Origin of the sequence: Aeromonas sp. 55A (genome assembly GCF_051919665.1) — a bacterium.
GTDB classification, from domain to species: domain Bacteria; phylum Pseudomonadota; class Gammaproteobacteria; order Enterobacterales; family Aeromonadaceae; genus Aeromonas; species Aeromonas veronii.
The window spans coordinates 25,636-40,534 of the sequence record NZ_JBQBEH010000008.1 but is presented as its reverse complement, the minus strand read 5'-3'; the positions used below and the strand labels follow the sequence as shown (position 1 = coordinate 40,534).

11 protein-coding genes are annotated in these 14,899 nt (G+C 45.3%); all 11 read left to right on the top strand.

Translation table 11 applies throughout. The features are described 5' to 3' along the window. The 11 genes from ACTG2G_RS03935 to rfbD all read left to right on the top strand — a co-directional run bounded on the left by ACTG2G_RS03935 (position 1) and on the right by rfbD (position 14,797). Positions 1-1,230: an ABC transporter ATP-binding protein gene (locus ACTG2G_RS03935; protein WP_206900194.1), complete on the top strand. Its 1,230-nt coding sequence runs from the start codon at positions 1-3 to the stop codon at positions 1,228-1,230. After that, the gene (locus ACTG2G_RS03930) at positions 1,230-2,465 is read left to right on the top strand and encodes a class I SAM-dependent methyltransferase (RefSeq protein WP_439985156.1); all 1,236 of its coding nucleotides are present in this window, start codon (positions 1,230-1,232) and stop codon (positions 2,463-2,465) included. The genes ACTG2G_RS03935 and ACTG2G_RS03930 overlap by 1 nt, the downstream gene beginning before the upstream one ends. 76 nt (positions 2,466-2,541) lie before the next feature. After that, positions 2,542-4,746 (top strand): glycosyltransferase, encoded by a 2,205-nt coding sequence (locus ACTG2G_RS03925; protein WP_439985155.1) that lies wholly within the window; start codon positions 2,542-2,544, stop codon positions 4,744-4,746. Then, on the top strand, positions 4,743-5,783 hold the full coding sequence (locus ACTG2G_RS03920; RefSeq protein WP_265784317.1) for an acyltransferase family protein: 1,041 nt from the start codon (positions 4,743-4,745) through the stop codon (positions 5,781-5,783). Before ACTG2G_RS03925 ends, ACTG2G_RS03920 begins: the two co-directional genes overlap by 4 nt. Before the next feature lie 322 nt (positions 5,784-6,105). After that, on the top strand, positions 6,106-6,912 hold the full coding sequence (locus ACTG2G_RS03915) for a glycosyltransferase family 2 protein (protein WP_265784316.1): 807 nt from the start codon (positions 6,106-6,108) through the stop codon (positions 6,910-6,912). Then, positions 6,912-7,868: a UDP-glucose 4-epimerase family protein gene (locus ACTG2G_RS03910; protein ID WP_421386261.1), complete on the top strand. Its 957-nt coding sequence runs from the start codon at positions 6,912-6,914 to the stop codon at positions 7,866-7,868. The genes ACTG2G_RS03915 and ACTG2G_RS03910 overlap by 1 nt, the downstream gene beginning before the upstream one ends. Further along, entirely contained in the window at positions 7,868-8,893 is a 1,026-nt protein-coding gene (locus ACTG2G_RS03905) for an MraY family glycosyltransferase (protein ID WP_439985154.1), read from the top strand. The genes ACTG2G_RS03910 and ACTG2G_RS03905 overlap by 1 nt, the downstream gene beginning before the upstream one ends. After that, positions 8,890-10,875, top strand: coding sequence for a polysaccharide biosynthesis protein (locus ACTG2G_RS03900; protein ID WP_439985153.1), 1,986 nt, complete (start codon positions 8,890-8,892; stop codon positions 10,873-10,875). Before ACTG2G_RS03905 ends, ACTG2G_RS03900 begins: the two co-directional genes overlap by 4 nt. A 777-nt stretch (positions 10,876-11,652) precedes the next feature. Further along, complete coding sequence (locus tag ACTG2G_RS03895; RefSeq protein ID WP_439985152.1) at positions 11,653-12,720, top strand: undecaprenyl-phosphate alpha-N-acetylglucosaminyl 1-phosphate transferase; 1,068 nt, start codon at positions 11,653-11,655, stop codon at positions 12,718-12,720. A gap of 104 nt (positions 12,721-12,824) precedes the next feature. Continuing rightward, positions 12,825-13,910, top strand: a complete 1,086-nt coding sequence (gene rfbB / locus ACTG2G_RS03890; RefSeq protein WP_439985151.1) for a dTDP-glucose 4,6-dehydratase — start codon at positions 12,825-12,827, stop codon at positions 13,908-13,910. After that, complete coding sequence (gene rfbD / locus ACTG2G_RS03885) at positions 13,910-14,797, top strand: dTDP-4-dehydrorhamnose reductase (protein ID WP_335838261.1); 888 nt, start codon at positions 13,910-13,912, stop codon at positions 14,795-14,797. The genes rfbB and rfbD overlap by 1 nt, the downstream gene beginning before the upstream one ends. The last annotated feature ends 102 nt before the right edge of the window (positions 14,798-14,899 follow it).

Here is a 14,899-nt window from a genome sequence, read left to right as displayed (position 1 = left end):
ATGAAAAATGAAATCGCAATTTCCGTCAAACACATTTGCAAAAGTTATAAACTATATGATCAGCCCAAGGATCGTTTGAAAGAAGCTTTGAATTTTTTTAATAAAAAATATCATCATGAGTATCATGCGCTCAATGATGTATGCTTTACCGTAAATAAGGGTGAAACAGTCGGTATTTTAGGTAAAAATGGTGCGGGTAAGAGTACTTTACTTAAAATAATTACCGGTGTGTTAACTCCATCCTCTGGGAACGTTGAAGTTAATGGAAAAATATCTTCCCTTCTAGAGTTAGGCGCTGGTTTTAATGCTGAGTATACTGGATTGGAGAATATATACTTTCAAGGTGCTTTGATGGGGTTTACACATGATGAGATGCGGAATAGATGTGATGAAATTCTTTCCTTTGCTGATATAGGTGAATTCATTCACCAGCCAGTTAAGATGTACAGCAGTGGTATGTTTGCTCGGTTGGCATTTTCCGTTGCTATTCATGTTAGTCCAGACATTCTAATTGTTGATGAAGCCCTAGCTGTTGGAGATCAGGCGTTTCAACATAAATGTATGGATAGAATGCATCAGATGATGCAAGAGGGAATTACAATTTTGTTTGTATCTCATGATATAAATAGTGTGAAACGATTTTGTAATAAGGCAATTTGGATTTTAGATGGAAAAATAAAGCTTAGCGGCAATGTAAATGAAGTTACCGACCGCTACCTTGATTTTTTGAAAATTGCTGACGCACCCACTTCGGGAAGTGAGTTAAAAAGCAACAATGATGTGCAAACTCAAGAACAGTTCAATCCTAACGCTGTAGTTACTATAAAAAAATTAACTATCAAAGATGATTGTGGTCACATCGTTAGTCGGGTTAGTAAATATACTCCGTTGTTCATTGATATTGAATATGAAGTATTTGATGACTCTATCGATAGCCCTGTGTTAGGTATCGCTCTACATAGTCTTGATAATAAATATATTTGTGGTTTGAATACACTGCTCGATAAAAAAGAAATACCTTGGGTAAAAGGAATAAATTGCTACCGATTAGAGTATACTTGTGGTATTCGTGTTTTAGGTGGAACATATTTTTTTGATTGTGCGATCATGGAAAAAACAGCCACAATTCCTTTTGAATATAGAGCCCGTTTCAGAGAAATAGTAGTTGCTGGGGAATATGAAGCTGAGGGAGTATTTGTTATTCCTCATGAATGGAGCGAAACACCATAATGAGTAAATACAACGTTGAGTTGGATCTTGAAACCGAAAACAGCTTATCAATAATAATAAAACAAATTCGCCCCAAAGCAAGAGTTTTAGAGTTTGGTCCTGCTCACGGTCGCTTAACTAGATACTTAAAAGAGTCATTGGATTGTATAGTTGATATCATTGAATTAGATGAAAACGCAGGTAAAGAAGCATCATTCTACGCGAGGCATGCTCTAATAGGTAGTGAGCTGGGTAATATTGAAAATTACCAATGGGAAAGCAAGCTAGACGGCAATAAATATGATTTTATAATTTTTGCTGATGTGCTAGAACATTTGTATTCGCCCAGTAAAGTATTGCAATCAATTAAGTCATTCCTTTCCAATAATGGGGTTGTTATTATATCTGTACCTAATGTTGGGCATGATGGTGTATTATTGGAGTTATTTAATGAGGAGTTTAATTACCGAGATACCGGCCTTTTGGATGATACGCACATCCGATTTTTTACCTATCAAAATCTCTTGAATATGGTGAATGATAGTGGATTTTTTGCTATAAAAGAGGCTGCTTATTATGCCGAGGTTTTGCAGACAGAGTTTTCTAAATATTTTACAAAAACAACGCCGATTAACTTTGATGAGCGTGTTTATGGGAACGTATATCAGTTCATATTTACGCTAGCCCCTCGCGAACGTTGTATAGCTGAGGTTAACATTGAGAAATTAAAATCAAAAAGAGATTCGAGGCATCTGGTAAAGTTATATATAAAGGAAGCTGGAGACATCGATTTTTCAGAGGAAAAAGCGTTATGTGCACGGCTTACGGATGATAGAGTTTCTTTTAATTTAGATAAGTTCTCTAATGTTGTTGAGTTAAGGCTGGATCCTGGTGAACAAAGTGGAATAGTAAGTGTGGTTGATTTTTCTCCAGCTATAAATTTAATAAAACATAATGCAAATATCAAGATCGATAGAAATTTCATATTTGATAATATAGATCCTCAACTTTTATTTACAGTTGAACATGCTATTAAAGATGTATACTTTGATATTTTGATAGACGCAATCCCTTTAAATGTTATTAATAAACTTCTATTGCCAATTAATAAAACAATAAAAGAAATAGAGTCCATAGCGACATTACAGAAAAAAATAATTATTGAGCAACAACTTTGTTTGGATGAGATTAATAACTCAAGGGCTTGGAAGTTAATTGCTTTTTTAAAGCGCATATCTAACGCATTTATTAGATGATTTTATTGCTCTGAAATCTGTTCTTTAACTTCCCATGTTATCTTTGAATTGCATAATCCAAATTTAAGGTAAGAGTATGAAAAATAGAAACTCTCTTGATATTATTATTCCTGTTTATCGTGGTTTGGAAGAGACCCGAGAGTGTATTTTATCATTATTGCCAAGTATGCCTGAATGGGCACAATTAATTGTTATTAACGATTGCTCACCAGAACCTGAACTAACAACATGGCTGAGAGAACAAGCCGATGTACTAGGTTTTAAACTTTATGAGAACGAAGTTAATAAGGGCTTTGTTGGCACAGTTAACTTTGGGATGCGTTTGCATAAAGATCGAGATGTACTCTTGCTTAATAGTGACGTAGAAGTCTCTCATTCAGATTGGTTGCATCGGATGCAACAAGCCGCATACAGCAATGAGCGGGTTGCCAGTTTGACACCTTTTTCTAATAATGCGACGATCTGTAGTTTCCCTCATTTTTGTCAAGATAATGCTCTTTATTCTGGCCTCGATGTTAATGCACTTGATCGCCTTTTCTCTACATTGCCCCTCGAAAATGAGCTAGTTGAAGTACCAACAGGGGTTGGATTTTGCATGTATATCCGGCGTGATTGCTTGGATGTTGTCGGTTATTTTGATGAGGAGACCTTTGGCAAGGGGTATGGAGAGGAGAATGATTGGTGCCAACGAGCACAAAAGTTGGGATGGAAGAATTATCACCAATTAAATGTGTTTGCCTACCATAAAGGCGGTGTCAGTTTTCTGGATGAAGGGGATCCAAGAAAAGCTCGTGCATTAGAGCTGCTTAATACACTACACCCTAATTATACCCGCGATGTCATGGCATTCATTGCACAAGATCCTGCAAGACAGGCTAGGATGATGGCTAAAGTAAGATACATTGCTGAGACGGGTCTCCCAGTAGTCTTAGCCGTAGCACATCACCTCGGTGGTGGGGTAGCTCAACATGTTTCTGAGCTAGCATCATATTATTTGGGAAAGGTATTGTTTCTCCGTCTAACTCCTGGGGGTAGAGAAGGATATGTTAATCTTTATTTGAGTGCCTTTAACGGTGATAAGAGCGATGCATTTGTATTCAATATTCACACAGAATATGAATTATTAGTGAGCTTCTTGCGAGACCTCAGAGTTAGTCGTGTACATTTTCACCATAGCATGGGTCTGCCACCACGCACCTGGTTGCTACCTAGTTCGCTAGGAATTTCCTATGATGTGACGATTCATGATTATTATATGTTAAATGGTAATCCAACGCTTACAGATCGCTATGGACAATTTGTGAGCGAGGATAATCAAAATTATGATGATATATGTAGAGATGCTGCACAAATCAGTGTTTCTGGCGAGGAATGGCGCAGCGGTATATTTCCCTTACTTTCTCGAGCTGAGCGAATTATTTATCCTAGTCAAGATGTATATCAGCGCTTTAGTAGGCTTTATGGGAATAAGAGCGAGCTATCTAGCAAGGCAATTATTACATACCATCCAGATGCTTATCGTTACCCAGAACCTAAGCAGGCCCATAAACCAGGCGACCCCCTACGTGTACTTATCCTTGGTGCTTTAAGTCGGGAAAAGGGAGCTGATCTACTAGAACAAGTCGCCTTGCTGTGTGATCCAAATAAGATAGAGTTTCATCTACTAGGTTATGGTTATCGCCCCTTGCGTGGGGTTGTGAATCATGGTGCGTATAGACTGGATCAACTTGAAGAGAAACTTGATAGTATTAAACCTCATGTTGTCTGGTTCCCTGCTTTATGGCCTGAGACATACAGTTATACATTATCCATTGCACTTGAACATACATATCCTGTTGTATGTCCGAATATTGGTGCTTTTGTCGAGCGTATCGAAAATAGAAATCACTCTTTACTATTACCATGGAATATCAAACCCATTGATTGTGCAGCATTTTGGCGTGCTTATGCCCAAGGCGCCGAGTTAAGCGATTTCGTGGTGTCGAGTGAAGTTTGTGATGAAATAGAGAGAGATGATATCTTCTATCAAGAGAAATACCTGAGTGGCTTGGCAGTTTTGACACCTGTTGATGGTTCTAAATTAGTCAAGAAGTGGAATGAAAAGCTAAATATTGCTCCTAGTGCTGTACTGTTATCAAGAAAAGAACAATTTTTACAGTATCTATGGAAAGTTAGAAATATGCCCTTTGTTAGTTCATTGGCACGTTTCATTCCGTTTAAATTGCAGAGAGCAATAAAGCGCTTGCTGAGTCGTAAACCAATGCACGAGATTATTAAATGACTGCTCGATTAGAATCATTGGACGTATTGCGAGGTGTTGCGGCTTTATTGGTATTGTTTTATCACATGGAAGAGTTAAGTGTGGCCGTTTGGCCACATATATTTTATTGGGGATGGGTAGGCGTTGATCTATTTTTTGTGTTAAGTGGATTTTTTATTTGCCTTTGTGTAATTAGACCTCGTGAGTGGAAAGTAATTAATTTTCTTAAACGTAGATTCCTGCGCATCGCACCACCTTACTATGTATCTATGTTGCTCACTATTACATTTAGTGGTTTTTATTTCATTACTACATCCAATGGTATTGTGCATACCGTAGCGCACCTTTTATTTATACACTCTTATTTAGAACAAACACATGGTTCCATTAATGGAGCTTATTGGTCGTTAGGTGTTGAATTTTCGTTCTATATATTCATGGCTGTTACTGCTTGCTTTTTACGCTCTACTAGTAAGAAGTATATTATATTGTTTGGTATGTTTATAGTCGCTTGGTTATGGCGTTATATTATTTATTTATATTTTAATGGTCAACCCATGCAGGAATTCATCTGGTCTACTCAAGTGATTGGTATGTTGGATGAATTTGCTATAGGTTGTTTCATCGCCTTTGTTTATGCCGATTGTTTAGTTCAAGCAAAACATCCAAGGAACTATGTTGCATTTTTGCTGCTTATTACAGGCTTTATTTTAATTGTCAGTTTCGTTAAAAATTTGGACGATACATTTTGGATAGAAGTATCTTCGATGGTATTTTCCAGAACCTATTTGGCTTTGGGATTTGGGATGATTATTTTTGCATTTATCATGCTTGAGCGAAATAAATGGTTTGTTCGTTTATGTCGATGGTCTGGTCTATCATTTATCGGCATGATCAGTTTCAGCATCTATCTTTATCACATGCCGATCATAAATGCTGCGAATCAGGTGAAGGGCATGATTTCGTCACCAATGTTATTATCAACATCTATTATTGTGATGGTTTTATTTATGGGGTCATTTTCATTTTATTTTATTGAGCGTAGGTTTATGCGATGATTCTTACAAAATAACAATGTCGTATTTAAAAACATATGTTTTAGTGTAATGTCTGCAGTGGGCTTTTAATTTCACGCTCGTTGTGATTGATACAATGATTTTTATGTATTGTAAAGCTAATGGTTTAAGCGTTCTCTATTTTATGGACCATGCAATTAACCATGTCAAATGAACCTATAATAATCGATAGAAAGCGCTGGCTCGATACTTGTACAGTCAGCTTTTATTATCATGGCATGAAAGGTTAATATAGTTACTATGCTAACTCTATCTTTTTTCACTTGTGACTTTGTGAGCGCAATATTTTGCTATGGTAAATAGTATGCCCAAGTCCTATCTAACTATTGGTGTGGTCGCTTATTGTACTGAAAAGGCGATGATAGCAAGCACTCTCAACAAACTACAGAGAGCAATCACTGAAGCTGGGGTTGTTAGTTCCTTGATAGTTGTAGATCACTCTCCATCGAGTGATTTTGCTATTCAAAATGAAGATATAAGCAAGAGCTTTATAGGTGTTCACGACTTGATTTTTGCACAGTCAAATCCTGGATTTGGTGCTGGCCATAACCGCGCATTGCAGACTGATGCTAAATATCATCTTATCCTTAACCCCGATCTTGAAGTCGCCCCGGATGCACTGAAAAATGCACTCGAATTTATGGAGCAACATCCGGATTGCGGATTATTGACGCCTTTCGCAACATGGGAGGATGGTAAGGTACAACGGCTCTGCAAACGCTATCCAACCGTATTTGATCTATTGTTGCGTGGATTTGCTCCTGCGAGTGTGAAGAAGTTATTCCAGACGCGCTTGGCAAAATATGAGATGGCAGATCAGCTCAACAATCATGACGTGCTGTGGGACCCACCCATTGTCAGTGGTTGTTTTATGCTGTTTCGCACAGATGTATTGCAGCAGCTCGGAGGATTTGACCCTCGCTTTTTCCTCTATTTTGAAGATTTTGACATCAGTTTACGGGCAGGAAAGATCAGCCGGATTGCCTATGTCCCTCAGGTGAAGGTCGTTCATCACGGTGGTCATGCATCCCGCAAAGGCTGGCGCCATATCTGGATGTTTGGGCGTTCCATGGTGACGTTCTTCAATATTCACGGTTGGCGTTGGTGGTAATGGCAGATATCAAAAGTACAGTCTTGGTCACCGGTGCCAACGGATTTGTAGGCAAAGCGGTCTGTGAACACCTGATTAGATGTGGAGCCAATGTGAAAGGTGCGGTGCGATGTTACCCGCTGGCTTCTTACCAGGTTCAGGCTCCCTCTTTGACTGAGGATGCCGACTGGACGGCCCAATTGCAACAAGTGGATGTGGTTGTTCACTGTGCAGCCAGGGTCCATGTGATGTCGGATACCGCGACAGATCCCCTGGCGGCTTTTCGAGCAGTGAATACAGAGGGGACGCTCACGCTTGCTCGCCAAGCGGCTGACGCAGGAGTAAAGCGCTTCATTTTTATCAGTTCGATCAAAGTGAATGGCGAGCACACCGAGCCAGGCAAGCCATTTGATGAGCATGTGCAGAGTCCGCCAGAAGATCCCTATGGACGCTCGAAGTATGATGCGGAACAAGGGCTGATGGCGCTTGCGAAAGAGTGTGGTATGGCTGTTACCATCGTTCGTCCTCCTCTTATCTATGGAGAAGGAGTGAAGGCTAACTTTGCCAGTATGATGACGTGGGTGCGCAAAGGGATCCCGCTACCCTTTGCCCGTCTGAACAATGCGCGCAGCCTGTTGGCGTTGCCTAATCTGTGTGACTTTATTTCCCATGCGATGGAGCACCCAGCCGCAGTGAACCAGGTCTTTCTGGTTGCAGATCCTGTCGCGATGTCGACATCAAAGTTGCTTGCAGCGATTGCTGATGCAGAAGGTGTTCCCTGTAGGCTGTTTTATACCCCACCAAGGTTGATAAGGGGGCTTGGCCGCTGTTTGGGGATTGATTCCAAGTTGCAGCGTATTTATGGCTCTCTGGAAATGGATACCAGTAAGGCACAGAGCCGATTACAATGGTCGGCACCCTGTTCGCTCTCTCAGACCCTATCTTTGATGGCATCTTCCCATAACGAGTCACCTTGATGTTTGCATTTGTTCTTTTTTTGATGTTGTGCCTGCTTTGTTCAGTTACTGGTACTGGTTTACTCCGGCGTTATGCTCTGAACCACTTGCTTGACCAGCCCAATCATCGCAGTTCACATCAGGTGCCTACTCCGAGAGGTGGTGGCATGGCTATCGTGGCGACCTTTCTGCTGGCAGCGCCTTTGTTTGTCGCCCTGCTCCCGCTGCCCTATGGCATATCTCATGGTAGTTTCGCTTTGATATGGACTGCAGCATTGGCCATTGCATTGGTTGGTTTTATCGATGATCACATCTCTCTCAAGCCCAGAACCCGCCTGATTGTGCAGAGCATGGCGGCAGCCTTGGTGGTATCTGCTGTTGATGGTTTGCCAGAGCTGACCTTCTTTGGCTGGCAGCTGGATCTTGCCTGGTTTGGTTATCTAATCGCTTGGCTGGGGGTGATCTGGTTTATCAATCTGTACAACTTTATGGATGGCATCGATGGCTTGGCGGCCAGTGAGGCCGTTATCGTTTGCCTGTTCATGGCTTTATTTCATTATCTCGTTGGGGGTGAGTGGTCATCTGCCAGTTTGCCCCTGCTACTGGGGGTCTCGGCGGCGGGCTTCTTGTGCTGGAATTTTCCGCCAGCCAGGATCTTTATGGGGGATGGCGGCAGTGGTTTTCTTGGCTTGATGCTGGCTTCTCTGATGTTGCTGGATGCCGCTTCTGCCCCTCAATTTCTGTGGGGCTGGCTTGTTATGCTCGGAGTCTTTGTAGTCGACGCCACCTGGACCTTGTTGAATCGCTATCGTCTAAAGTGCCGCCTGAGTGAAGCCCATCGTACTCATGCATTTCAATATGCTGCAAGGCGCTGGCAAAGCCATCGACGCGTGACTTCGGCGGTGCTGCTGATAAATTGCCTCTGGCTTGCGCCTATCGCTGCGATGATTGTTTCTGATCAGATCGATGGTTTTCTCGGGTTGTCGATTGCTTACTTGCCGTTAACCTATCTTGCGTATTACCTGAATGCAGGAGTGCCGGAATGAAACATCAGTTGTTGCCTATGGGGAGTTGGTTGCTCACTTTCCTTGGTTCCTTGTCCCGGACTAGTAAGCGCGCAGTGTCTGTCACAGTCGATGTCATGCTCATCACAATGACATATTGGGGGGCCTACTGGATCAGGCTGGAGCGCAGCTGGCCAATCGATAGCCCTCATCACTGGGCACTGCTAGGGGCAATCATCATTGTCAGTATCGGTCTATTTGTTCGTCTGGGGTTGTATCGTGCGGTATTGCGATATGTCAGTTTTCGAGTGCTCTGGACAATCTTGTTAGGGGCATTTCTTTCTACCTGTTTCTTCGTTATATCTGCGTTTTACTTCGATATCTTCTTGCCCAGAACGGTATCGGTTATCTATCTCTCCTTTCTGGTGCTGCTGGTCGGTGGTGTGCGCTTGTTCTTTCGGGCCTTGCTTAATACTACCCGTTTGGCTCGTACGCAGGTATTGATCTATGGAGCTGGCTCTTCTGGGCGCCAGCTACAGGTGGCATTGCTGCAAGGTAATGAGTTTTATCCAGTCGCCTTTGTTGATGATGATCCCGCCAAACAGGGCTGCGTTATCCAGGGATGCACCGTCTATCACAGTGCCCAACTGCCAACTCTGATTGAGCTCCATGGTGTCCAGAAGATCTTGCTGGCTATGCCGAGCAGCACCAGGGCTCGCCGTCAGGAGGTGATCAATGCACTTGAGCCCCTCTCTTGCGAAGTGCTCTCTATCCCGGGCATGGCCGATTTGGTTAATGGTTCTGCACGTATCGATCAGCTCAATGAGGTCTCTATCGACGATCTGTTGGGCAGAGACCCTGTAGAACCTGTGACGAGATTGATGGAGGCCAATATCACAGGTAAGGCTGTCATGGTGACTGGTGCCGGAGGATCAATCGGTTCTGAGCTCTGTCGCCAGATCTTGCGGTGCCACCCCTCTACGCTTGTATTGTTCGAGTTATCTGAATATGCCCTCTATGACCTGCATAAAAATTTAAGTGAGCAGTGCCAGCGCGAAGGGATCGCAACTGAGCTAATACCGCTATTAGGATCTGTGCAGCGTCAGCATCGCCTCAAAACAGTGATGCAGAGCTTTCGGATCCAGACCGTCTACCACGCAGCAGCTTACAAACATGTGCCACTGGTCGAGTTCAATATCATCGAAGGGGTGCGTAACAACGTTTTTGGCACCCTCTATGCGGCACAAGCTGCTATTGAAGCCGGAGTGGAAACGTTTGTACTGATCTCAACTGATAAAGCGGTACGCCCGACCAATACCATGGGGGCTAGCAAGCGTATGGCTGAGTTAGTCTTGCAAGCGTTGACCCGTGAAAAGCATCAAACCCGTTTTTGCATGGTGCGTTTTGGTAATGTGCTCGGTTCTTCTGGCTCAGTAGTCCCGTTGTTTAGACAACAGATAGACAAAGGTGGGCCCATCACCTTGACTCACCCCGATATCATTCGTTATTTCATGACCATTCCTGAGGCAGCCCAGTTGGTGATCCAGGCGGGCGCAATGGGGGAGGGAGGCGATGTTTTCGTGCTCGATATGGGGCAACCGGTACGGATCATGGAGTTGGCCAAACGCATGATACGCCTCAGCGGCCTGACACTGCGTGATGAGCAGCGGCCCGATGGTGATATCGCCATCGAGGTAACGGGGTTGCGGCCGGGTGAAAAGCTCTACGAAGAGTTACTGATTGGTGATGATGCCAGAGGAACCGAGCATCCCAGGATCATGGTGGCACAAGAGTGCTGGTTGCCCTGGTCGCGACTGCGCCCTTTGTTAGCGTCATTGGATGATGCTTGCCACCACTTTGATCACCAGCAAGTACGTGACATCCTGATGAATGCTCCGGCTGCATTTGAACCAACAGATGGTATTTGTGATCTGGTGTGGCTTGCCAGAAAACAGGCCAAATCACAAGATAATGTCGTGTCGTTGCCCTCTCACAACATCGAGTTTTTGCTTGCAAAAAACTGATTTGCTTGGATGCTGGTGTCATTGGGCTGCTTGTGCTTTTGGTTAAATAACCTGCATTTGGACTAACTTGGCTACTAATTTCATCAAACGGCTGGTATTATAAGGCCCTTATTGAAAGGGCATATCTGTGTTTCTGTGCCCCTAAATAGGTTGATTAGGCAAGACCCATGATATCTTGCACGAAAGGCGGCAAGTCTTGTCGGTCACACCACGAGTAATGGATTGAGCTGTGGTGCGATGATCTCGTCATGTCTCTTACCATTTGTTTGACAATTAGGTAGATTTTTGAGCGGGCTGAGGGCTGTAACTCAGGGGCGGTAGCTTATCTTTTTTACGGTAATTCGAACATTGCTTGGTCAAATGAGTGGCCGCAAAAGATAATAAATACAACATATTACACTGCGATAACAAATACAACATATTACACTACTGTTGTGGTGCATATTTTGTATGTTTGCTCAAAGTGTTAGCGCGAGGCTAGCCCAAGCATTGTGTATTGGGGTGGAAAAACCTCTGACAGAGATATTGCTATAACAAACCCTTTACTATTTGAAAGGGGAAGGCACATTCAATGATCTCTACGAGCTTTACGTGATGCCAGAGACTTGATCTGTAACAGATGTGAAATCTTATTTTTAATAGCTTTTATAAGAACAATTATGCAGTTCAGTAAGATGTCGTTAGGACACGGGGTTGATTTAGTAGATTAATGATGCGCTCAAGTTCGCAAGGATGCGCTCTTTTGTGCAATTAAAGAGATAGTACAGGGATAAAATCATGGAAATGTCAGGTTTAGTAGCTTTTATTGGCACGGCATTAGCGATCGCATTGTTGCGTCCGCTGGCTGGTAAGTTGCAACTGGTAGACATGCCGAACCAACGCAAACAGCATGTGGGGGCCATTCCACTGATTGGTGGTTTGGCTGTCAGTATAGGTGTGTATCTCAGTGTTTTTATGACGATGCCGCTTTCTCTTCCTTTGTTGATGTTACTACTCTGTGCTGGTGCTATGATGGTGATTGGTGCGGTGGATGACGCGCTCGATATCTCACCCAAGTTACGACTCGGACTGCAAGCGTTACTCATCGTTATTCTATGCCTCTCAACTGAAGTCGGTTTGCATAACTTCGGTGACCTACTGGGACTCGGTGATATTCACTTGCCTTGGGGTGAGGTTATTGTCGCAGTGCTGGCTGTTTGTGCTGCGGTGAATGCCTTCAATATGATGGATGGCATCGATGGGCTCGCGGGCTCAATGGCTGGGATCAGCTTGGTTGGGCTGGCTACGTTGTTCAGCAATACCATGCCAGAAATGGCAAATTTCTGTTTAGTGATTGCAATTGCACTAGTGCCTTATCTGGCAATCAACCTCACCATCCCACCCTTTAAGCGCAAGATCTTTATGGGTGATGCTGGCTCTATGTTTTTGGGTTTCATCATTGGTTTTTTGGTTATTTATGGTTCACAAGTCACCGAGCAACGCCCCGCATTCAGGCCTGTGATGGCTCTTTGGCTGATGGGGCTGCCGCTGATTGATATGGTAGGGATTATGATCCGCCGTATTCGCAAAGGTCAATCGCCGCTCAAGGCTGACCGTAATCACCTGCACCATATTCTGTTGCATGCTGGATTTACCCATCGTGAAGCACTACTACTAATGGTTGTTAGTAATGTTGGTATTGTTTTTATGGGTATATTGGCTGAAATAGCAAAGTTATCTGAATGGTCAATGATGGCTATCTATTTGCTGTTCATTGCTGGTTATGTGCTTGCCATTAATTACGCCTGGCGAGTGGGGCGCTGGATAAAAAGCAGCAAGAGTCAAGTTCGTAACAATAGTCATTGACTAGTGCACGTGCACTATCAAACCTAGGCTAAGAACATATTAACACCCTTCATTTTTGTCTCTCGGAGAGAGGCATTTAACTTCAACATGGCCTAATAAATAGAATGAAAATCCTTGTAACAGGCGGCGCAGGCTTTATCGGCTCTGCCGTGGTGCGCCATATTATCCGTGATACCCAGGATGCCGTTATCAATCTCGATAAACTCACCTATGCCGGCAATCTGGAATCCCTGGCCGATGTATCGACAAGCGAGCGTTATGCGTTTGAGCAAGTGGATATCTGCAATCGCGCCGAGCTGGATCGGGTGTTTGCCCTGCACCAGCCGGATGCGGTGATGCATCTGGCCGCCGAGAGCCATGTTGACCGCTCCATCACAGGCCCGGCTGACTTTATCGAGACCAATATCGTTGGCACCTATATGTTGCTGGAAGCGGCACGTGCCTATTGGAACGGTCTGGACGAGGTACGCAAGGCGGTCTTCCGCTTCCACCATATCTCCACCGATGAGGTGTATGGGGATCTGCCCCATCCGGATGAAGTGGCTGCCGGTGAGCCATTGCCGCTCTTTACCGAGACTACCCCCTACGCCCCCAGCAGCCCCTATTCTGCCTCCAAGGCTTCCAGTGACCACCTGGTACGCGCCTGGCGCCGTACCTACGGCCTGCCGACCATTGTCACCAACTGCTCCAACAACTACGGCCCTTATCACTTCCCCGAGAAGCTGATCCCGCTGGTGATCCTCAATGCACTGGATGGCAAGCCGCTGCCGGTCTATGGCAAGGGCGACCAGATCCGTGACTGGCTCTATGTAGAAGATCATGCGCGCGCGCTCTACAAGGTGGTGACTACTGGCTTGGTGGGGGAGACCTACAACATCGGCGGCCACAACGAGAAGCAGAATCTGGAGGTGGTACACACCATCTGCGATCTGCTGGACGAGATGGTGCCGAAGGCGGGCTCTTATCGTGAGCAAATCACCTATGTGGCGGATCGCCCCGGCCACGATCGCCGCTATGCCATCGATGCGACCAAGATGAGTGCCGAGCTTGCTTGGCAACCGCAAGAAACGTTCGAGTCTGGCATTCGCAAAACTGTACAGTGGTATCTGGATAACCAGCAGTGGGTCAGCAACGTCAAGAGCGGTGCCTACCAGTCCTGGATTGAGCAGAATTACGGGGAGCGTATCTGATGCATATCCTGCTGTTTGGCAAAAACGGCCAGGTAGGCTGGGAGCTGCAGCGTGCACTGGCCCCGCTCGGGCGCATCACTGCCGTTGATTTTGACTCCACCGACTATTGTGGCGATTTCAGCAATCCGGCAGGGGTGGCCGAAACGGTACGACTGGTCAAGCCGGATGTGATTGTCAACGCCGCGGCCCATACCGCAGTCGACAAGGCGGAGAGCGAGCGGGAGTTTGCCGAGCTGCTCAACGCGACCAGTGTAGCGGCGATCGCCAAAGAAGCGGAAGCATTGGGTGCCTGGTTGGTGCATTACTCCACCGACTATGTGTTCGATGGTAGCGGCGAGCGCCCCTGGGTTGAAACCGATGCAACTGCACCGCTCAACGTCTATGGCGAAACCAAGCTGGCGGGTGAGCAAGGTGCGTCCCTCTGCTCCCGTCATCTGATCTTCCGTACCAGCTGGGTCTATGCCGCCCGCGGCGCCAACTTTGCCAAGACCATGCTGCGCTTTGGCAAAGAGCGTAGCGAGATGTCAGTGATCAATGACCAGTTCGGCGCACCGACCGGCGCCGAGTTGCTGGCTGATTGCACCGCCCATGCGATCCGTGTTGCGCAGAGTAAACCCGAGGTCGCCGGGCTGTACCATCTGATTGCCTCCGGTACCACCACCTGGTTTGACTACGCCCAGCTGGTGTTTGCCAAAGCCAGAGAGGCTGGCGTTGAACTGGCGGTGACACAACTCAATGCGGTGCCGACCAGCGCCTTCCCGACTCCGGCCAAACGCCCCCATAACTCCCGCCTTGATACCGGCAAATTCCAGCGCACCTTCGATCTGGTGCTGCCGGAGTGGACAGTCGGTGTGGAGCGGATGTTGACCGAGATCCTCGGTAAGTAAATTACTGGCCTGGGATGTAGTGACTGCCTCCCTGGCTGGCAGGGATAAAACAGAAAGGAGTGGCTGCAAGCCACCCTTTTCTTTTGCAATTTAAAAATAAGA